The sequence below is a fragment of the Arthrobacter flavus genome, from assembly GCF_039526005.1.
GTDB lineage: Bacteria > Actinomycetota > Actinomycetes > Actinomycetales > Micrococcaceae > Arthrobacter_D > Arthrobacter_D flavus.
In genome coordinates, this window is record NZ_BAAAIJ010000051.1 from 118,738 (window position 1) to 137,529 (window position 18,792).

18 protein-coding genes and 1 pseudogene are annotated in these 18,792 nt (G+C 65.1%); 15 read left to right on the plus strand and 4 right to left on the minus strand.

Going from position 1 to position 18,792, the window contains the following annotated elements:
* Positions 1–10 precede the first annotated feature (10 nt).
* The 10 genes from clpS (at position 11) to ABD059_RS13325 (ending at position 7,104) form a co-directional block, all read left to right on the plus strand.
* The gene (gene clpS, locus ABD059_RS13280; protein WP_343880799.1) at positions 11–319 is read left to right on the plus strand and encodes an ATP-dependent Clp protease adapter ClpS; all 309 of its coding nucleotides are present in this window, start codon (positions 11–13) and stop codon (positions 317–319) included.
* 50 nt (positions 320–369) lie between these two features.
* Positions 370–930, plus strand: a complete 561-nt coding sequence (locus tag ABD059_RS13285) for a DUF2017 domain-containing protein (RefSeq protein WP_343880801.1) — start codon at positions 370–372, stop codon at positions 928–930.
* Between the two features lie 100 nt (positions 931–1,030).
* Positions 1,031–1,966: a glutamate racemase gene (gene murI / locus ABD059_RS13290; protein ID WP_343880803.1), complete on the plus strand. Its 936-nt coding sequence runs from the start codon at positions 1,031–1,033 to the stop codon at positions 1,964–1,966.
* Entirely contained in the window at positions 1,963–2,766 is an 804-nt protein-coding gene (locus ABD059_RS13295; RefSeq protein WP_343880805.1) for an MBL fold metallo-hydrolase, read from the plus strand. Before murI ends, ABD059_RS13295 begins: the two co-directional genes overlap by 4 nt.
* A gap of 91 nt (positions 2,767–2,857) precedes the next feature.
* Positions 2,858–3,631: a ribonuclease PH gene (gene rph, locus ABD059_RS13300; RefSeq protein ID WP_019481205.1), complete on the plus strand. Its 774-nt coding sequence runs from the start codon at positions 2,858–2,860 to the stop codon at positions 3,629–3,631.
* Positions 3,624–4,274: an RdgB/HAM1 family non-canonical purine NTP pyrophosphatase gene (gene rdgB / locus ABD059_RS13305; protein WP_343880809.1), complete on the plus strand. Its 651-nt coding sequence runs from the start codon at positions 3,624–3,626 to the stop codon at positions 4,272–4,274. Before rph ends, rdgB begins: the two co-directional genes overlap by 8 nt.
* Positions 4,275–4,329: 55 nt before the next feature.
* The gene (locus tag ABD059_RS13310; protein WP_343880811.1) at positions 4,330–5,013 is read left to right on the plus strand and encodes a DedA family protein; all 684 of its coding nucleotides are present in this window, start codon (positions 4,330–4,332) and stop codon (positions 5,011–5,013) included.
* A 116-nt stretch (positions 5,014–5,129) separates the two neighbouring features.
* Entirely contained in the window at positions 5,130–5,504 is a 375-nt protein-coding gene (locus ABD059_RS13315; protein ID WP_343880813.1) for a GntR family transcriptional regulator, read from the plus strand.
* Positions 5,501–6,421: an ABC transporter ATP-binding protein gene (locus ABD059_RS13320; RefSeq protein ID WP_343880815.1), complete on the plus strand. Its 921-nt coding sequence runs from the start codon at positions 5,501–5,503 to the stop codon at positions 6,419–6,421. Before ABD059_RS13315 ends, ABD059_RS13320 begins: the two co-directional genes overlap by 4 nt.
* Positions 6,418–7,104, plus strand: a complete 687-nt coding sequence (locus ABD059_RS13325; protein ID WP_343880817.1) for a hypothetical protein — start codon at positions 6,418–6,420, stop codon at positions 7,102–7,104. The genes ABD059_RS13320 and ABD059_RS13325 overlap by 4 nt, the downstream gene beginning before the upstream one ends.
* A gap of 1 nt (position 7,105) precedes the next feature.
* On the opposite strand, the gene ABD059_RS13330 is transcribed toward ABD059_RS13325, so the two are convergent.
* Entirely contained in the window at positions 7,106–7,702 is a 597-nt protein-coding gene (locus ABD059_RS13330; RefSeq protein WP_343880819.1) for an HAD family hydrolase, read from the minus strand.
* Positions 7,703–7,792: 90 nt separating this feature from the next.
* Between ABD059_RS13330 and ABD059_RS13335 the strand changes: the two are divergent.
* Positions 7,793–8,789, plus strand: a pseudogene (locus ABD059_RS13335) (3'-5' exonuclease).
* A 39-nt stretch (positions 8,790–8,828) separates the two neighbouring features.
* Here the strand turns inward: ABD059_RS13335 and ABD059_RS13340 are convergent.
* Both ABD059_RS13340 and ABD059_RS13345 read right to left on the minus strand, forming a co-directional pair.
* On the minus strand, positions 8,829–9,749 hold the full coding sequence (locus tag ABD059_RS13340) for an SDR family NAD(P)-dependent oxidoreductase (RefSeq protein WP_343880821.1): 921 nt from the start codon (positions 9,747–9,749) through the stop codon (positions 8,829–8,831).
* A 65-nt stretch (positions 9,750–9,814) separates the two neighbouring features.
* Positions 9,815–10,867 carry an ADP-ribosylglycohydrolase family protein gene (locus ABD059_RS13345; protein WP_343880822.1) on the minus strand — a complete coding sequence of 351 codons (1,053 nt, stop codon included), beginning with the start codon at positions 10,865–10,867 and terminating at the stop codon, positions 9,815–9,817.
* 181 nt (positions 10,868–11,048) lie between these two features.
* On the opposite strand from ABD059_RS13345, the gene ABD059_RS13350 reads away from it, so the two are divergent.
* From ABD059_RS13350 to ABD059_RS13365, 4 genes are all read left to right on the plus strand, one after another.
* Positions 11,049–12,089, plus strand: coding sequence for an aquaporin (locus ABD059_RS13350; RefSeq protein WP_343880824.1), 1,041 nt, complete (start codon positions 11,049–11,051; stop codon positions 12,087–12,089).
* A gap of 75 nt (positions 12,090–12,164) precedes the next feature.
* Positions 12,165–13,331: an exonuclease SbcCD subunit D gene (locus ABD059_RS13355; RefSeq protein ID WP_343880826.1), complete on the plus strand. Its 1,167-nt coding sequence runs from the start codon at positions 12,165–12,167 to the stop codon at positions 13,329–13,331.
* Positions 13,328–16,546, plus strand: coding sequence for an AAA family ATPase (locus tag ABD059_RS13360; protein ID WP_343880827.1), 3,219 nt, complete (start codon positions 13,328–13,330; stop codon positions 16,544–16,546). The genes ABD059_RS13355 and ABD059_RS13360 overlap by 4 nt, the downstream gene beginning before the upstream one ends.
* Positions 16,547–16,624: 78 nt before the next feature.
* Positions 16,625–17,899 carry an MFS transporter gene (locus ABD059_RS13365; protein ID WP_343880829.1) on the plus strand — a complete coding sequence of 425 codons (1,275 nt, stop codon included), beginning with the start codon at positions 16,625–16,627 and terminating at the stop codon, positions 17,897–17,899.
* Between the two features lie 96 nt (positions 17,900–17,995).
* Here ABD059_RS13365 and ABD059_RS13370 read toward each other — a convergent pair whose 3' ends face one another.
* On the minus strand, positions 17,996–18,721 hold the full coding sequence (locus ABD059_RS13370; protein ID WP_343880831.1) for an IclR family transcriptional regulator: 726 nt from the start codon (positions 18,719–18,721) through the stop codon (positions 17,996–17,998).
* Positions 18,722–18,792: the final 71 nt, after the last annotated feature.

Consider the following 18,792-nt stretch of genomic DNA (forward strand, 5'->3'; position numbering starts at 1 on the left):
CAATGGACCTATGACTGTTGGCACCGCTCCTGATACCGAACGGCTCGAGGAAACGGAGACCGACTTACTGACAGCAAGCGATATTCCCTGGGTAGTGATCGTCTGGAATGACCCGGTCAATCTCATGAGTTATGTCAGCTATGTATTCCAGACCTATTTCGGGTACAGCGAAGCCAAAGCGAACAAGCTCATGATGGAAGTCCACGAGGCTGGTAGGTCGGTAGTCGCTGGCGGCAGCAGGGAAGAGGCCGAGCGGGACACGCTGGCCATGCATTCCTACGGACTCTGGGCGACGTTCCAGAAGTCCGACGCCCCCTGAGGCGAGCTACCCGGTAACTGTGCGATAAGACTGTGCGTTAAGGAGATTTTTTGGCCAAGGCATTCAAGGCAACCCGTCGTGGGATCATCGGCACCCTGGATTCGGGGGAGCGGCAGCTGCTGCGCAAGCTGTTCGAGGACATCATCGAACTGCTTGAGCCCGCCGAGCCGGCCAATGTTGATCCGCTCGCGGCCATGGTCGGCGTGGATAGCACCGCGGTCACCCCCTCAGACAGCGCCGTGAGAAGGTTGCTGCCCGATGCGGTCCGGAACGACAACGACGAGGCACTGGAATTCCGCCGGCTGACCGAACGGTCCCTCCGCGAGGACAAGATCGGCACCCTGCGCGGCAGTGCCCTGCTGTTGGAGTCCAGCCCGCTGACCCTCACCGCCGAACAGGCGCGGCTGCTGGCCCGGGCGCTCAACGACGTCCGGCTGGTCCTGGCGGACCGGCTGAAGATCGAAACCGATGAGGATGCGGCCCGCCTTCACGACATTGACGACGTCGCCGCCGCGGACGACGTCGAGACCTACCTGGCGCTGGTGTACAACTTTACGAGCTGGCTTCAGGAGTCACTGGTCCAGGCCCTATTTGGGCTGAAAGACAAGTAACCAAGGGTTCATGCCGCGCCGCTGTGGTCGAAGACTGTGACTAATTCCACTGGCGTTGGGTTCGTCTAATCACGGTGACAGGTCTTATGGTCGGTAGATTATGACCTCCGTCCCGGGCGAATTTTCAGCAGTGAAGCGAACCGAGGCCCCGATCGGTATTTTCGATTCGGGCGTTGGTGGGCTGACAGTCGCGCGCGCCGTGATTGATCAGCTCCCACGCGAGTCGATTCTCTACGTCGGCGACACCGCTCACGGCCCCTATGGTCCGTTGCCCATTGCCAAGGTCCGCGCCCATGCGCTGGGCGTGATGGATGAACTGGTGGATTCAGGCGTCAAACTCCTGGTCATTGCCTGCAACTCCGCGTCGGCGGCCGTGCTCCGGGACGCCCGCGAACGCTACACCGCCCGCTACGGCATCCCCGTGATCGAGGTGATCCAGCCAGCGGTCCGGCGGGCCGTCGCTGCAACCCGGAGCGGTCGGATCGGGGTGATCGGCACCTCAGCCACGGTGGGGTCCCGTGCCTATGAGGACACGTTCGCGGCCGCTCCGCACCTGTCCATCACTTCTGCCGCCTGTCCGGAGTTCGTCGAATTTGTCGAGGCGGGGGTCACGTCGGGTCCCGAACTCCTCTCGACCGCGCAGCGGTACCTTCAGCCGCTGAAGGAGGCGGGAGTCGACACGCTGGTTCTTGGGTGCACCCACTACCCCCTGCTGACCGGGGCGATCTCCTATGTGATGGGGGATGCGGTCACGCTCGTCTCCAGCGCCGAGGAAACCGCTAAGGATGTCTATCGTGCGCTGATTTCCCATGACCTGGAGCGGCTAGGGGAGACCCAGCCCGGGCATCACTTCGTCGCCACCGGTGACGCCCAGCGGTTCGGCGAGCTGGCACGCCGGTTCCTGGGCCCCGAGGTCCTCAGCGTGGAACACGTCGATCATGTGGCTGCCCAGTATCCCACCGGAAGCATGGCCCGGATCACGCCGGAGATGATCGCCACGGCGCGCGCCGACGCGAGGGGGAATTTCCAGCCATGAAGCTGACCATCGTGGGCTGCAGCGGGTCGTTTCCTGGCCCCCAATCGCCGGCGTCGTGCTACCTGGTGACCGCGACGGTGCCCGACGGCGACGGCACCCGGACCTGGCGGATCCTCCTCGATCTGGGCAACGGTGCCCTCGGCGCGTTGCAGCGTTACATGGACCTGCGCGATATCGATGCAGTGTTCCTCAGCCATCTCCACCCCGACCACTGCATGGATCTTTGCGGTCTGCACGTTGCGGTGCACTGGGATCCCAACGGTTGGCACCGGCCGCGGATCCCGGTGTGGGGCCCCGAGGGTACCGCCGACCGGATGGCGACGGCCTACGGGCTGGACCTCGACCCCGGTATGCATGAGGACTTCGACTTCCAGATCTGGAAACCCCGCGGATCGGTCACCCTGGGCCCCTTCACCGTCACACCGTACCCGGTGCTGCACCCGGTCCAGGAGGCTTATGCCCTACGGGTCGAGGTCGCGGGCGAAAACCCCGGCGATCCGCCCCGGGTGCTGACCTACTCCGGCGATACGGATGCCTGCGACGGCCTGATCGAGGCCGCGACTGGGTCCAACGTCTTCCTGTGTGAGGCGGCGTTCCATGAGGGCCGCGACGACGCGATTGAGGGCGTCCACCTTACCGGCCGACGCGCCGGGCAGGTGGCGGCAGCGGCGTCGTCGGACCGGTTGTTGCTCACCCACATCCCGGTGTGGAATGACGCCAACAGGACCGTCGAGGAAGCCAGGACCAGCTACCGTGGGGATCTCGCTGTCGCGGTGGCTGGCGTGTCCTACGAGATCTGACCCCACAATAGTGCCGCGCCCGCACCCGAGCGGTTGCCCAACAGCGCACCTGCGGCTCGGCCACTTTTCCGCTGGCCCGTAGACTTAACCCATGACTCCAGCAGACACGTCCTCGCCCATCGCTGCCATCCTCCGGGCGGACGGCCGAACCCCGGACCAGCTCCGACCCATCAGCATCACCCGCGGCTGGTCCAATCAGGCCGAAGGGTCGGCACTCATCGAATTCGGCAATACCCGTGTCCTCTGCACCGCGTCCCTGACTCAGGGCGTACCCCGCTGGCTCAAAGGCGAGGGCAAGGGCTGGGTGACGGCTGAGTACGCCATGCTGCCACGCGCCACCAACACCCGGTCGGACCGGGAATCGGTCAAGGGCAAGATCGGCGGCCGCACCCACGAGATTTCCCGCCTGATCGGGCGGTCCCTGCGGTCCATCATTGATACGAAGGCGCTGGGGGAGACCACCATTGTGCTGGACTGCGACGTCCTCCAGGCCGACGGCGGCACCCGGACCGCGGCGATCACGGGTGCCTACGTTGCTCTGGCCGAAGCCATCCGCTATGCCAAGGAGAACAAGCTCATCGCCGCATCGGCGCAGCCCCTCATCGACACGGTCGCCGCGGTCAGCGTCGGAATCATCGACGGCGTGCCCATGCTTGACCTGCCCTACGTCGAGGACGTCCGCGCGGAAACCGACATGAACGTGGTGGTCACTGGCAGCGGCAAGTTCGTTGAGGTACAGGGCACCGCCGAGGGCGCACCGTTCGATCGGGACGAACTCGACGCACTCCTTGACCTGGCCCTGCTGGGCACCTCCCAGTTGACCCAGATCCAGCTCGACATCCTTGGTGAGGGTGCCGGTGTCTGAGCCCACAGGGAACGGTCGACCAGCTCCGGCGGCACCCCGGCTGGTGCTTGCCACCCGCAACGCGGGCAAGCTCCGGGAGCTCCGTGAACTGCTGCGAGGCCAGGTTCCTGGTCTTGACGTTGACACGCAGGTCATTGACGCTGCGACGGCTGGCGCTCCCGACGTCGTCGAAAGCGGCACCACCTTCGAAGCCAATTCCCTGCTCAAGGCACGGGAGGTGGCAGCGGTGACCGGGCTGGTGGCAGTTGCCGACGATTCCGGCCTCGCGGTCGACGTGCTGGGTGGAGCGCCGGGAATCTTCTCGGCACGCTGGTCCGGGCGCCACGGTGACGACGAAGCCAACCTGCAGCTTCTCCTGGCACAGCTCGCTGACATTCCGACGGCACAGCGCGGTGCATCATTCGTGTGCGCCGCCACCGTAGCGCTTCCGGATGGGACCGCCCAGGTGACCCTGGGGGAGCTCAGAGGATCCCTGCTCAACGAACCCCGCGGGTCCGGCGGATTTGGGTACGACCCGATCCTGCAGCCCCAGGGCCTGCAGGTAAGTTGTGCCGAGCTGACCCCCGCGGAGAAGAACTCGATCAGCCACCGGGCGACAGCGTTCAAGGCTCTGCTGCCCCACCTGATCGAAGCGTTGAGCTGACACCCGCCGTCGCTCTCAGCAAAGCCCAGGTCCGTGGGGCAAAATTGGTCAGGATATGACTATTTCCTTACAGACCACGCTGACCACCCCGACCGACGGCGGGTCGGTGCTGGACACCATCTCCGACTGGGCGGTTTCCATGATGGAAACCATCGGCGCCCCCGGTGCCGGTCTGGCGATCGCACTGGAGAATCTCTTTCCGCCATTGCCCAGCGAAGTCATCCTGCCGCTGGCGGGCTTCACGGCGAGCAGGGGAAGCTTCACCCTGTTCGAAGCCATTTTTTGGACCACCGTAGGTTCAGTGGTCGGTGCGTTGATCCTGTACTTGCTGGGCGCCTGGCTGGGACGCGATCGGATGCGGGCCATCGTGTCCCGGGTTCCTCTGGTCGACCTGGAGGATGTGGACCGCGTCGAGGCCTGGTTTGACCGCCACGGTTACAAGGCAGTGTTTTTCGGCCGGATGATTCCGTTGTTTCGATCTCTGGTCTCCATCCCGGCGGGCATCGAGCGGATGTCGATCTGGATCTTCATCGGCCTTACCACCGCAGGAAGCCTCATCTGGAATTCCATCTTCGTGCTGGCCGGTTTCTACCTCGGGGAAAACTGGCACGTTGTCGAAGCCTATGCGGACGTGTTCCAGAAGATCGTGATCGCGGCCGTCGTCGTGTTCCTCGTCTACTTTGTGGTCAGCAGGATCCTGAAGATTCGACGCAGGCGGGCGGAGCGGGACCCCGCCTGACCCTCTGCCACCACGGGCTCCCCAAAAAACGCTTGGCATGGCCTGAATCTGGTTGTATGGTTAGTTACATCAGTAACTAACCAATTGACCGCATAACCGGTTACCGGAGGGCCACGATGATCGATGACAGTAGGCCCATCTTTCTTCAGATAGCCGAAGAGATCGAAAACGAGATTGTCGAGGGAACCCTAGCGGAAGAGGCGCAGGTTCCATCCACTAACGAGTTTGCCGCTTTCCATCGCATCAACCCGGCGACCGCTGCCAAGGGCGTCAACCGGCTCGTGGACGAAGGCATTCTCTACAAGCAACGGGGAATAGGAATGTTTGTTTCCACCGGTGCCCGTGCCGCGCTCCTGCAGCGCCGGCGGGACCACTTCTTTGATCAATACGTCCGTCCGCTGGCGGTAGAGGCTCGGAAGCTGGGAATCAGCTCCTCCGAACTGGCGGAAATGGTCCGCTCCAGCGAATCAGTTTCGGGGGGAACACCATGAGCAGCGTGATCGAGACACATGATCTGATCAAGACCTACCGGAATTCGACGGCGCTTGACGGGGTGAGCCTGTCCCTGCAGCCTGGGAAAATCTACGGCCTCCTCGGACGTAACGGGGCAGGCAAAACCACCCTGATGTCCATCCTCACCGCGCAGGGTTTTCAAACCTCCGGGACAGTCGCCGTCTTCGGTGAGAGTCCCTACGAGAACGAGCAGGTGCTGAGCCGCATCTGCTTCATCCGTGAATCGCAAAAGTATCCGGATGCGTTCACGCCCAGGCATGCCTTCCGGTCGGCGAAGTTGTTCTTCACCAACTGGGACCAGGGGCTGGCCGACCGGTTGGTCGAGGATTTCCAGTTGCCCCTCAAGCGATCAATCAAGAAGCTCTCCCGGGGGCAGCTCTCGGCCGTCGGAGTGATCATCGGTCTGGCATCCCGCGCCGAATTGACGTTCTTTGATGAGCCCTACCTCGGTCTGGACGCCGTGGCGAGACAGCTGTTCTACGACCGACTCGTTGAGGATTACGCGTTACACCCACGGACCGTAGTGCTCTCCTCCCACTTGATCGATGAGGTTGCGAATCTCCTGGAGCACGTGATCGTGATCGACAAAGGCCGCATCATCATGAACGACGACGCCGAGAGCATCAGGGGTTCGGCGTTCACGGTGGTCGGGTCCGCAACCGTGGTGAAAGCGTTTCTGGGCGACCGGGAAATCCTTCACACCGACAAGTTCGCCTCACTGGCCTCGGTGACTTCCCTCGGTGTGCTCACGCCGATGGAGAAACGCGAGGCCGCAGAGCTGGGCCTGGAACTCGCTCCGGTCTCGCTGCAACAGCTGGTGATCCGTCGAACCCTGGCAGCGACCAGCGGTGACCTGGACGCCGTGCACAACCACTCGCTGGAGGTATCACCATGAGCCGGGTCGTCAACGTCATGCGCATGCAGCTCAGCAACAGATGGACCTTTATCGGCATTCCAGCGGTGATTCTCCTGGGATCCTTCGGGTTGAGCTGGGTCATCTGGTCCTTCATTCCCTTTGAGGGAGCAAAATATTCGGGCGGTTCGCAGGCCATCATGTGGTATTTCCTGGCGCTGGGAATCCAGTCGCTCACCCTGACCTTCCCCTTCTCCCAGGGACTGAGCATCAGCCGCAAGTCCTTCTTCCTCGGGACCGTCGGATTGTTCTCGATCATTGCGGCAGTGACCACGGCACTCTATTACGTGCTTGGCCTGATTGAGATAGCAACTGACGGGTGGGGGCTCAACGGCAGATTCTTTGCCCTTGAATGGATTGCCGAAGGATCCGGCCTGCCGATGATGGTCTTCTATTTCACGGCGATGATGGCGCTGTTCCTGATTGGCTTCTGGGCTGCGACCATCTACAAACGGTGGCAGACCACGGGACTCCTGATCACCGGGATCGGGACTGCCGTCCTGCTGGTCGGACTCGTCTACTACATCACTCGCCAGGAACTCTGGGGACAGGTTGGCCAGTTCCTCAGTAGCCAGACCCAGCTGAGCGTCGCGGGGTGGTTGGCCGTCGTCGGCCTCGCATTGGCGGGCGGGTCCTACCTCACCCTGCGACGGGCAGTGCCCTAGGTCAGCGCGGGGCGAACAGCTCCCGCTGCAGGTCGATCCCCGGCTGATGGAGTAGTGCGTCGATGCCCAGCTCCTGCGCGGCAGCGATGTTGACCGGGGCATCATCAACGAAAGTGACCTCGTGTGGTTCGGCGCCAAGATCCCGTAGCACGTGGTCGAAGATTTCCCGTTGGGGCTTCACCAGCTGGAGCGCCGAACTGAAGTACCTCTTCGTGAAGTACCCGGTCCAGGCCGCCTGCTCAAACCGGGCCACCATCGGGGCCGGCATATTCGAGAGCAGCGCCAGCCGGGCACCCTGGCTGCTCAGTTCCTCAAGGACATCGAGCGTTTCCAGGTTGAAGTGGGACCACTGGTTGGCATCCAGCGTGTCGAGCAGGTCCGTCCGGCTCTCAGTGACGTCGCGTCCGGTCACCAGAGACCAGTACTCGACGCTGGTCTTGAGACCAGCATCGAAGTCCAAGCGGTGCTGCCAGTAGGGCGAGCCGGGATCCATCAGCTGGGCGCCAGCAGCGTCCTCGAGGTTCAGCCAGTCCTCGGGGGTGGGCGCATTGGAGATCACCATGCCGTAGTCGAACAGGTACCACTGTGTCTTTCCCATACCTCAGGGTAGGGGACTGTGGCAGGTATCTCCCGGCACGCGGGTGAACGTTGGGTAAAATCCGTCAGTTCAACCCGTAGCGTTGACCCGGTGGGAATTGAGTTCACAGCAATCGACTTTGAGACAGCAAACGGGTTCCGGGGCTCGCCCTGCGCGGTGGGCTTGACCAAGGTGCGGGACGGCATCATCGTTGACGAGGCTCACTGGTTGATGCGCCCGCCAGCGGGGCACGACCATTTCGATTGGCGCAACGTCCGGATTCACGGTATCTCCCCGGAGATGGTTGCGGCCCAGCCACGGTTTGGGGATCTTTTTCCGGAGATCGGAGCCTTTATTGGCGACGACGTGCTGGTGGCACATAATGCGGCCTTCGATCTGGGCGTCATCCGGTCGGGACAGGAAGTGTCCAACATCGCTGGTCCGGCCTACCACTACACCTGTACGGTGGTGCTCTCCCGGCGCAGCTATTCACTTCCCTCGTACTCGCTGCCATTCGTCGCCGAGGCCGCCGGAGTCCCGCTCGTCAACCACCATGATGCAGTTGAGGATGCCAGGGCGTGTGCCGGCATCATGATTGACATCGCCAGGTTGAACGGTGCGGACTCGCTGGCAGAGTTGGCCGCGCTCCAGCGGCTTCCCCTCTCGATCCAGGATGCCTATGTGCCGGGGATCAATGCTGTTTCGAAGTCGACGCGTGGTGCCCTGGCCCGCGGGCCGGTGGAGATCCCCACCGGCCCCTCCGGGTGGCCCGAGGAGGGTGAACCCACCAGCGAATGCCGCGGCCGATCCGGCGAACCCGCTCTACGGCCAGACGGTGGTGTTCACGGGCACGCTCGGCATGCCCCGCCCACAGGCCAAGGAGCGGGCGGCGGGGCTCGGCGCGCAACCAGCAAGCACGGTTACCCGGCGCACCACAGTATTGGTGGTGGGCGACGGCTTTGAGGCTTCGGATCTGCGTAACGGCCGCGTCACCGGCAAGGCCCGGCGCGTCCTCGACCTCCACGAGCGCGGCCAGCGGATCGAAGTCCTCTCGGAGGCCGAGTTCCTTCAGATGACCGAGGGCCGCTGGCCCATCGACAGTCCCTGACCGGTCGACAGTCCCTCACCTTTTTCAGGTCCAGCCGATCTACAGTTCGAGCCGGACCCCGGTGAGCTGCTCCGACGCGTCGATCAGCCGGGAAGCAGTGTTGCGCTCGCGGGCGTGCGGGTGAGCTGGGACCGACGTCGGGTGTCCCCGCAACTGGAACCAACCGCTCGGCCCGCAGTAGGTACCATTGTCGACGCCGGGATCACCCACCGCCCGAACCAGTGGCCACGCCCCGGTGTCCTTGCCGTGCGAGATGGGTGCCAGCATGCGTCGTCGTACAGCGGGTGGGGTGTTGTCCACACCGATGCCGGGTCGGTGTGGGGTGAGCAGGTCCAGGGCCAGCCCGGGATGGGCCACGATGCTCTGCACAGGGCTCCCCAGCAGGTGAAGCCGGGCAGCGAGTTCGAAACCGAAGGTCATGACAGCCAGTTTCGACGTCGCGTAGGAGCGCGGATTATTGTACTTCGCTGGCATCAGGTCGTCGGTGTTCAGCCGGACCCAGCGGTGGCTGATGCTGCCCAGATGAACCACCCGGCCGCGCGCAGCGGTGAGGGCCGGCAGCAGGCCCGCCGTGAGGGCAAAATGCCCCAGGTGGTTGGTGCCGAACTGCAGCTCAAAACCATCCGCTGTGTGCTGGCGTCCGGTCGCGCCCACAACTCCGGCATTCGCCAGGAGCGCGTCGAGGGGACCCCGTGAAGAGAGCACCTCCACGGCCCGCCGTACCGAATCGAGCCGGGCCAGATCGAGTTCCTGGGACTGGATGTCCGCGTCGGGCACCCTGCTCCGGATCGCTGCTATGGCCGCCGCGGCCTTCTGCCCATTGCGCGAGGCCATCACCACGCTCGCGCCGGCCGCCGCCAGCTGCTCGCAGGCAAAATAGCCGAGCCCGGCGTTGCCTCCGGTGACCACCACGGTGCGGCCGCTCAGATCCGGTAGGTGAGCGGGACTCCAGTTATCCATGAACTAAGACTAAACAGAGCAGGGCGCACCTCCAGAATCAGCCCCAGACCGATCCCAGGGAGCACTCAGCCGGTCGAGGTGGTGTCCACCAACAGTTGAGCCATCGCGCTGACGGTTTCGGCGCCTTCCAGCAGGGACACCCAGGTGGCGGGTAGCCCCTGCACTCCGTAGAGCGCGCCGAGGATGTTGCCGGCGATCGCCCCCGTCGTGTCGCTGTCACCGTCATGATTGACAGCGAGGCATAACGCAGCGCGGAAGTGGTCCGCGGCTCCCGCTGCTGTCTCGCTTGCCAGCACCGCATACACCGCTATCGCCAGGGCTTCGTCAGCTGTCCGCCCACCGCCGAGGGCTGCCGTCATCAACTCAGGTGAGACACCGCCGTCGTCAGCCAGTTCGACGGCGGTCTCAAGGAGGTGTACCAGGTCGGGTACTGCCGAAGAGGCTGCCCGGGAGACGGCGGCGGCCACCGCCTCAGCGAGCGGCTTCCCCTCGCGCGCGATGGAGTGGATCAGCACGGCGACCACTGCAGCGCCGTGCTGGGCCGTTGGATGACCGTGGGTCAGCGCGGCGGCGTTCATCGCCAGCCGATCGGCAACCTCGACAGGAATATGGGGCACCAGCCCAAACGGGGCGGACCGCATCACCGTGCCGGAGCCTTTGGCGTCGGGATTCAGCGGCCGCGCCTGGGTGCCCATGTCTCCGCTGCGGAGTGCGCTGAGGCACGCCGCGCCGGGCCGGCGGCGGTGCTGAAGGACTTCCTGGGCATCGATCCAGCGGGGCGGGGGAGCAGGCGCCGACGACGACGGCGTCTCGCCCTGCGTCGCCAGCCACCGCAGGTAGGCCAGCCACAGGCAGGCGGTCTCGTCGGCCGCCACCCCATCGTTGGCCCATTGAATGGCATCAACGAGACCGTCGACCGTAAACAGCGTGAGCTGGGTACTGTCGGAAAACCGGAAGGTGTCCGGCAAAGCATCGGGGCCGGTCACACCGGGTGGACCGTAGGCTGTCCGGATGGACTGCAGATCGAGTTCTTCGACGGCATAGCCGAGGGCGTCGCCGAGAGCACCGCCCAGCAGACAGCCATGAACACGGTCGGGAAAGGTGAGGGCAGCAGGCACCCCAACAGTCTAGTGTCGGGTATGGTGCTACTGCTCCGTCCACCGGCGTCGCCCGCTCCCAGCGGGCATCCAGCAACAAGTGGAACGCTGGATGGGTTTGCCCGACCGGATCGTACGGTCCCGACCATCGTGTCGACCCCCAGCTCGACTCTCCCACTCAGCTTGAAGGAATACGTTCACCATGACGCAGACATCTCTGCCCAGCCACGATCTGCACGCGGATCCGGAACACTCCGGGCGCGCAGCCGCGATCACAGACTTCCCACTGGTGGCCCGGTCCCTCGCCGAAGCGGCAGGCTCGTTCCTGCTGGTCCTCGCGGGACTGGGCGTCACCATCCTGAACACCCAGACGGGTGTCCAACCGACTCTCGCCTTCGGCCTGGCGCTGATCGGGGCGATGGTCGCGTTCGGCTATGTGTCGGGTGGTCACTTCAACCCGGCGGTCACGCTCGGCTCGGCAATCGCCGGCAAAACCTCGTGGGCCTCGGTCCTGCCCTACATCGTGGCGCAGGTGGTCGGCGGCGTTGTCGCAGCAGTATTCATTTGGTTGCTCCTGAGCGCCAACCAGCAGTTTGCCGGTAGCGTCCAGGCCCTGTTCGCCGTCTCGGCCAACGGTTTCGCAGACAATTCGCCCACCCAGTTCGCCCTGAGTAGCGCTCTCCTCGCCGAGGTGGTCGGCACTGCGATCTTTGTCGCTGTCGTGCTGGGGGCTACCTCCCGCACCGCCACGGGTGCGCTGCGCAACGCCGGTGGACCATTCGCCATCGGGCTGGTCTACGCCGCGCTGCTGACCTTCCTGCTCCCCATCACCAACGGGTCGCTGAACCCCGCCCGGTCAACTGCCGCCGCCATCTTCTCCGAGGGCTGGGCCCTGGAACAGCTGTGGCTGTTCTGGGTAGCACCGGTGCTTGGCGCAGCGATCGCCGGACTGATCTACCGCAGCACCGACCTGTTCGGTGGCCGCAAGAGTGAAGCCGGGGTGGCTGAGTCGGGTGACGGATCCGTCGCTGCATCTGCCGACGAGGACTCCGCCCAGGCACCGGCGGCCACCGGGGTGAGCGCTTCCTCGCAGACCACCGAGGCGCCGTCGGCTGACCGCTACCCGGCCGGCCATGCACGCACCGGTGATACGGCCGAGGAGGGTCAGGTTGACCGATCCGCCGGCACCGACGAGGCACGGACGTTCTTTGACGGATCCGACGATCGCCGCGACGAAAAATAGGCCGAGACCCGGCCAAAGTCCGCACCGCCGGGAACCCTCCCCAGGAATGTCAGTGGGGGCCGGTAGCTTGGAATCATGAGGCTCCTGCACACATCCGATTGGCACCTGGGACGGTCGTTCCACGGTGTGGGTACCCTTCAGGCGCAACGGATTTTCATCGATCACCTCGAGAAATCGGTTCGCGAGCATGAAGTCGATGTAGTGCTGATCGCTGGCGACGTCTACGACCGTGCACTGCCCGGCGTGGACGTCGTCGGCCTCTTCGACGACGCCCTGGATCGTCTCACCGGGGCCGGAGCGCAGGTCGTGGTTTCCAGTGGCAACCACGACTCCGCCACCAGATTGGGATTCGGCGGTCGCATCCTGGAACGCGGCGGCGTGCACCTACGCACCCGGCTTGAGGATATTGCGCGGCCGGTCCTTTTTCCTCTTGACGACGACGGCGCCGAGCTGGCCGTCTATGGCCTGCCCTACCTTGAGCCGCGGCTGGTCGCAGGCGCGCTCGGAGCCGAGGCCCCAACACATACCAGCGTCACCAGGGCAGCCCTGGAGCGGGTCCAATCCGACCTGGCGCATCGCCGGATGGCAGGGACGGTGCGGTCCCTGGTCATGGCCCACACCTTCGCCAGCGGCGGTATCACCTCGGCCAGCGAACGCGATCTCAGCGTGGGAGGGGTTGGTGCCGTGCCCCTCGATCTCTTTGAGTCCTTCGACTACGCAGCCCTGGGACACCTTCATGGCCAGCAGCAATTGGCACCCAACGTGCGGTACTCCGGTTCGCCCCTGCCCTATTCGTTCTCGGAAGCCAACCAGGCCAAGGGTGCCTGGTTGCTGGACATCAGCGCCGACGGGCTGGGCGAGGTCAGCGCAATCAACTGGCCCGGGCACCGCGAGCTGGCGGTATTGACTGGGGAACTCGAGGACCTGCTGGTGGACCCGCGCCACGACTGGGCCGAGCACGCCTATTGCCACATCACCCTCACCGATGCTGACCGACCCGCCCAGGCTATGGAGCGGTTGCGGAGCCGCTTCCCCACCACCCTGGTATTGAATTTCGAACCGGCAGGGGACCGGCAGCGTGCAGCGCAGACCTACAGCCAGCGCATCGCCACGGCCACTGATGATGTGGAGGTGTGCTGTGGCTTCTTTGACCACGTCCGCTCCCGTGCAGCGAACGAGGGCGAACGCACTGTCATCACCACCGCGCTTGAGGCAGTCCGCTCGGCACAGGTCGAACGGTGAGGATCCATCGCCTTGAGCTTCAGGCATTCGGCCCCTTCGCTGCACGCCAGCAGGTTGACTTCGACAGATTGGGCGCCCACGGTCTGTTCCTCCTGAACGGTCCCACGGGTGCCGGAAAATCGAGCGTACTCGACGCGATTTGCTATGCCCTCTATGGTTCGGTGCCCGGCGCCCGACAGGGGGCGAAGCGGCTCCGCAGCGACCACGCACCGGAGTCGTTGGCCCCTGAGGTGACCTGCGAGTTCAGTGTGGGCGGACGCCGGTTGGAAGTGATCCGCAACCCGCAATGGAATCGCCCGGCCAAGCGGGGCAAGGGGACCACCTCCGAGCCTGCCCGCACCCTGCTGAGGGAACAGATCGACGGCGCATGGGTCCAGAAATCCGCACGAAACGATGAAGCTGGCGCCGAGATCCAGGCCCTGCTCGGCATGGATCGCGAGCAGTTCACCCGGGTCGTGATGCTGCCACAGGGCGAGTTCGCCGCATTCCTTCGCTCCGATGCAAAACCCCGCCGGGAACTGCTGCAGCGGCTCTTCTCCACCGACCGTTTCGAACAGGTGGAGCAGGTCCTCGCTGAACGAGCCAGGGCACTCGGCGGCCGGGTCGCCGACGCCGAAGCCGGGTTGACCCACATCTTCCGTCGGGCCCTGGACGAGGTGGAGCGTCATGGTCTCCCGGAGGGAGACTCGGACCCGGCCGCCAATTCCGAGCCAGGATCCGACGCTGCCCCGGAAACCCAGGAAGCCGGGCCGGAGACCATCAGCGGTTTGCAGCTGCGTCTCGCCGGTGCACTGGAGGCTGCAACACAGACCTCGGCCAGGGACTCGCTTGAACTCGCTGCACTTCGGCAGGCCCGCCAGGAGACGTCGGCCCTCCATGGGCGCCAGGGTGCACTGGCGAAGTTCAGGGCGGCCCAGGCGGCGCATCTCGCCCAGCGTGAGGATGCTGCAGCGTTCCAGGCTGCAGTTGAACGTGACCGGATGGCCCGCATCCTTGAGGGTGGCCTTCGCGCTCTGGATCAGGCAACGCGGACGCTCAGCGACGCCACCGCAGGGGCGGAGGCCGCAACGCTCCGGATCGCCGAATCCGAGGTGGCCGGATCCCTGGTGTCCGGCCTCAATCCAGACGCTGTCATTACCGAAATCAACGCTGCTGCCGACGACGCTGCCGACAACGCGGCCGACGTCGACGGCGCCGGGGGCAGCCTGGACGCAACGATCGGCGTGCTCGATGCTGCCTGCACCAGCACCACCGCAGATCTCGGTGCACTGCGCTCGGCGCTCCCGGAGGAACAGCGTCTGCAGTCACTGGAGCACCGGCTCGCCGAAGCGGCGGCCGAGCAGGAACGGATGGAGGCAGCCCTGGCGGACTGTTCGGGCGCCCAGACGGCGGTCCGTGCTGGGGCCGCCGAAGCCCGCGCCGAGCGTAGTGAGCTTGAACGGCAGGTCAATCAGGAATCAACCCTGGGGGAGCGGGTGGCGGAGGGCAAGCGGCTCCTGACCACGATCGCGGCTCTCGAGACCGCGCGTGAGAGGGTCCTGAGCGAGGAGGAGAAGTACACGGCCGCCGAACGACACTTCCTTGAACTCAAGGGTCTCTGGCTGGATACCCTCCGGCAACGCCTGGAGCAGGCTGCCGCCGAGTTGGCTGACCGCCTCACCGAGGACAGTGAATGCCCGGTCTGTGGCAGCCGGTCGCATCCCCGGCCGGCCTCGGCCGAGCTGGACACCCTGGTCACCCACGACCAGGAGGAGGCTGCACACCGGACGCAGGACGCCGCTGAGCAGGAGTTGGACCGGATCCGACGAGTGCGGGACGAGGCAGTCCTGGACGCCGCCAGATTGGAGGCGCAGGGTGGTGACCGGGATGTCACAGTTGTCCGGGTGGACCTGGCGCGGGACACTGACCTCTTGGCGGCAGCAGTCGCAGCGCGAGAGGCGCTGGAGCGCGTCACGGTCCGGTTGGCCGAGTTGACCGAACGGGAAGAAAACCTCACTGCCACCTACCACGAGTTAGCGACGTCCCTCGCTGAACTGGGGTCACTGATGACAGGGCTGCAGGAACAGCGAGGGGAAGTGGCAGAGCGGCTGGTCACGCTCCGCGACGGGTATGACACCCTGGCCGAACGGATTGCCCAGCTGTCAGCGGGGCACGCAGCTGTCATCGCCTGCCGGGACGCCCTACACAGCCTGATCCGCGCCCGCGACGGCCACACCCAGGCGTTCGGCTCGCTCGTCGAGGAACTGGCGAACTCGTCATTCGAGGACCCGGATGAGGTGCGTGCAGCCCTACTACCGTCGGCTGAGTTGCGCCGCGCCGAGGAATTTCTCGGTGGCTATCAGCGCACCACGCACCGGCTCGAAGCTGATCAGGACCTGCCGGAGCTTGCCGGGGCGCTCCAGGACGAGGCGACCGGTCTGCCAGCAGTGACCAGGGATGTGCTTGACGCAGCCGCGGCTGCCGAGGATGAGTCGGCTGCACGGGCGGCGAAAAGCGAGCTCAGGCGTCGGATGATCGAGGAGTCAGCGGCACAGCTGGAACGCTACGCGGCCGACGTCGGCCGCCAGGAGCAGCTGGTGCTGCCGCTGCGGAGCGAGTATGAACTCGTGAAATCGTTGGCCGACACCGCGGCCGGGGGCGGAGACAACTCGTACAAGATGAGTCTTGGCACCTATGTGCTGGCTGCCCGCCTGGAGCAGGTAGCGGAGGCAGCGACCGAACGGCTGCTGGCCATGTCAGATGGCCGCTATGCCCTCGTGCACAGCGACGCGCTGTCGGGCAACAAAAAGTCCGGCCTGGGACTGAACGTCATTGACGGCTGGACCGGAAACACCAGAGACACGGCAACCCTCTCGGGGGGCGAATCCTTCATGGCAGCCCTGGCGCTCGCCCTCGGCCTGGCCGACGTCGTGCAGGCCGAGTCAGGGGGGATCGAGATCGAGACACTCTTCGTTGATGAGGGCTTCGGCAGTCTCGATGACCAATCCCTGGAACAGGTCATGGACGCTCTGGAAGGCCTGCGGGACGGCGGCCGCATGGTGGGGCTGGTCAGCCACGTTGCCGAACTCAAGCAGCGCATCACTGCCCAGCTCCAGGTGGTCAAGGAACGAAACGGATCAACCCTGCGCATTATTGATCAACTACCTGTTGATCAACTACCTGGCGAGGACCAGCCCGCCGGCCCGCGTCAGACGGATGGGCTGCAGACGGTGTAAATTGGGGATTGTCACCGGGTTGGGCGCATCGGGAGGGGGGACGATGCGCAATCAGCTGTATCCGGAAAGACCCACACCATGACACTCCCCGCAGTACCCGCTAGCCGGTTGGGACGCTACGGCCGGCTCCCGGCCCTCGCTGGCCCCTCCTTCCTCACCATCGGCTTCTTCGCCCGGCTACCCCTGGCCATGTTGACCGTCGGGGCCCTGACCCTGGTCACCGCGGTCAGTGGCTCAGTAGCAACCGGAGGGTTCGCCGCCGGTGCAGTCGGCGTCGGCTCGGCGCTGGGCGCACCTCTTCTCGGGTACCTTGCCGACCGCACCGGGCAACGGCCCGTGCTGCTGATCTCGGCCATCCTGAACACTATTGCCATTGCCCTGGTGGTCACCGCCAGTTATACGGTGCCTGACTTCACGGCGACCTCCACCGCACTGATTCTCGGGGCGGCTTTCGGCATGGGACTGACCTGCCCGCAGATCGGGCCACTGGCCCGGGTGCGGTGGATCGCCCTGACTCGCGGAACCCAACGGGGCGATCTGGACACGGCGCTGTCGTATGAGAGCACCGCCGATGAACTGACCTTCGTCCTCGGGCCAGCACTTGTGGGCCTGTTGGCGAGTGTGATTGCTCCCTGGCTGCCGCTGACCCTCGCCGCCGTCCTGACCGTGATCATGGTGAGCGCGTTCGCGGTTCACCCCACGGTCCAGGCCGTGGTGCCGCTCAGTCGTCGTCCTCACCCTGCCCGGGAGGGGGAGCCCATCGTCCACCGGCGGGAGCCCGGCAGCCGACGGTTCTGGTTGTTGGTTCCGCTCCCGGTGCTCGGCATGGTTGCAATGGGTACCTTCTTCGGCTCAACGCAGACCGCCCTGATCGCGTTCGCCGGCGAGTTCGGGGCTGCGACGTCAGCGGGGCTGCTGTACGCCGTAATGGGTCTGAGCTCAGCGGCCGCGGCGCTGTCGGTGGCCTACTGGCCAGCCAGATTATCGGCGTCGTTTCGCTGGATCATCTCAGCGGGCGGCATGAGCCTGCTCAGCCTGTTCCTCTTCATTCCGCAGGAGGTCCCGCTGATGCTGCTGGTGCTGTTCGTGCTGGGCATTCCGGTGGGACCCACGATGGTCACCATTTTCAGCATCGGCTCCCTGGTGGCCCCGAAGGAGCTGATGGGAACGGTCATGACCCTGCTGGCCAGCGGAATCGTCGCTGGGACGGCGATCGGGGCCGCGGTGGCGGGGACCCTGGCGGAAGCGAACGGCTTCAGTGCCGCTTTCGTGGTGCCGGTAGCCGCCGCCGGTGCGCTGCTGGTGCTGGGATTCGTTTCGCTAGCGGTGCCGCGTCAGCACCAATCCGACTAGCCCGCACCCAACACTCCTCATCGAGTCAACAGATATGACGGGTTTTCGGGCGCGAACCTGTTATATCTGTTGACTCGATCCGGGGTGGGGGCGGCCCTAGCGCAACTGTTGTTCGATGGTCCGCGCGCAGTCCGCGAGATGAGCACCAAGCTCCGCCGGAGTGTGCTGGCTTCGGATGTAGACCACTGCCACTGCTGCCGGTAGCTGGCCGGGGATGCGGACCGGTACTGCCACCGAGGAAACGCCCTCGATCACCTCATCGTGGCTCACTGCGAAGCCGGTGCGCTGCGCGGTGCGGGCAGCCTCCCGGTACTGCTGGCCAGGAGCGAAACGTTCCCAGTCCTGTTCGGTCAGTGCCGACTGGATGGCAATTCCCGGCGCTCCGGCGCTCACCGAGTGGCGGGTGCCAGGGCGCTGGGCAACGGTGGCACCGGTGTGCCGGGGCTCCACCGTGACCAGCGTGACGCAGTCCTGTTGGTTCAGGACGGCAACGAAGGCGGTCATGCCGAGCGTGTTGGCCAGCTGGGTCAGTTCCGGCAGTGCCGCTGACTGCAGATCGCCCGCGACGCCGCGAGCCAGCGCCGCGAGGCCGGGGCCAGCCTGGACTCGACCCGCAGCATCTCTGACCACCAGCGAATGGTCTTCAAGGGTTCGAAGGATGCGGTAGGCGATGGAGCGGTGCACACCGAGTTGCGTGGAGAGCTCAGCGATCGACAAGGGGGTGCGCGCTTCGGCCAGGATCTCCAGGGCACGGATGCCCCGTGAAAGGGTCTGGGAATGTGAGGACGGTGCCACCCTGGGGCTAGCCTGCACGCTGTCCATCGGGTCCTCTCGGGTGGGCGGCTGTTGTCTTCATCACTTCCGACAATATTTCACTATCAGAATGAATTGTT

Coding starts and splice junctions, on each gene's coding strand:
- ABD059_RS13310 (WP_343880811.1), top strand. CDS start 4,330: ATGACTATTTCCTTACAGACCACGCTGACCACCCCGACCGACGGCGGG.
- rph (WP_019481205.1), top strand. CDS start 2,858: ATGACTCCAGCAGACACGTCCTCGCCCATCGCTGCCATCCTCCGGGCG.
- ABD059_RS13325 (WP_343880817.1), top strand. CDS start 6,418: ATGAGCCGGGTCGTCAACGTCATGCGCATGCAGCTCAGCAACAGATGG.
- ABD059_RS13350 (WP_343880824.1), top strand. CDS start 11,049: ATGACGCAGACATCTCTGCCCAGCCACGATCTGCACGCGGATCCGGAA.
- ABD059_RS13315 (WP_343880813.1), top strand. CDS start 5,130: ATGATCGATGACAGTAGGCCCATCTTTCTTCAGATAGCCGAAGAGATC.
- clpS (WP_343880799.1), top strand. CDS start 11: ATGACTGTTGGCACCGCTCCTGATACCGAACGGCTCGAGGAAACGGAG.
- ABD059_RS13365 (WP_343880829.1), top strand. CDS start 16,625: ATGACACTCCCCGCAGTACCCGCTAGCCGGTTGGGACGCTACGGCCGG.
- ABD059_RS13340 (WP_343880821.1), bottom strand. CDS start 9,749: ATGGATAACTGGAGTCCCGCTCACCTACCGGATCTGAGCGGCCGCACC.
- ABD059_RS13355 (WP_343880826.1), top strand. CDS start 12,165: ATGAGGCTCCTGCACACATCCGATTGGCACCTGGGACGGTCGTTCCAC.
- ABD059_RS13330 (WP_343880819.1), bottom strand. CDS start 7,702: ATGGGAAAGACACAGTGGTACCTGTTCGACTACGGCATGGTGATCTCC.
- ABD059_RS13370 (WP_343880831.1), bottom strand. CDS start 18,721: ATGGACAGCGTGCAGGCTAGCCCCAGGGTGGCACCGTCCTCACATTCC.
- ABD059_RS13320 (WP_343880815.1), top strand. CDS start 5,501: ATGAGCAGCGTGATCGAGACACATGATCTGATCAAGACCTACCGGAAT.
- ABD059_RS13295 (WP_343880805.1), top strand. CDS start 1,963: ATGAAGCTGACCATCGTGGGCTGCAGCGGGTCGTTTCCTGGCCCCCAA.
- murI (WP_343880803.1), top strand. CDS start 1,031: ATGACCTCCGTCCCGGGCGAATTTTCAGCAGTGAAGCGAACCGAGGCC.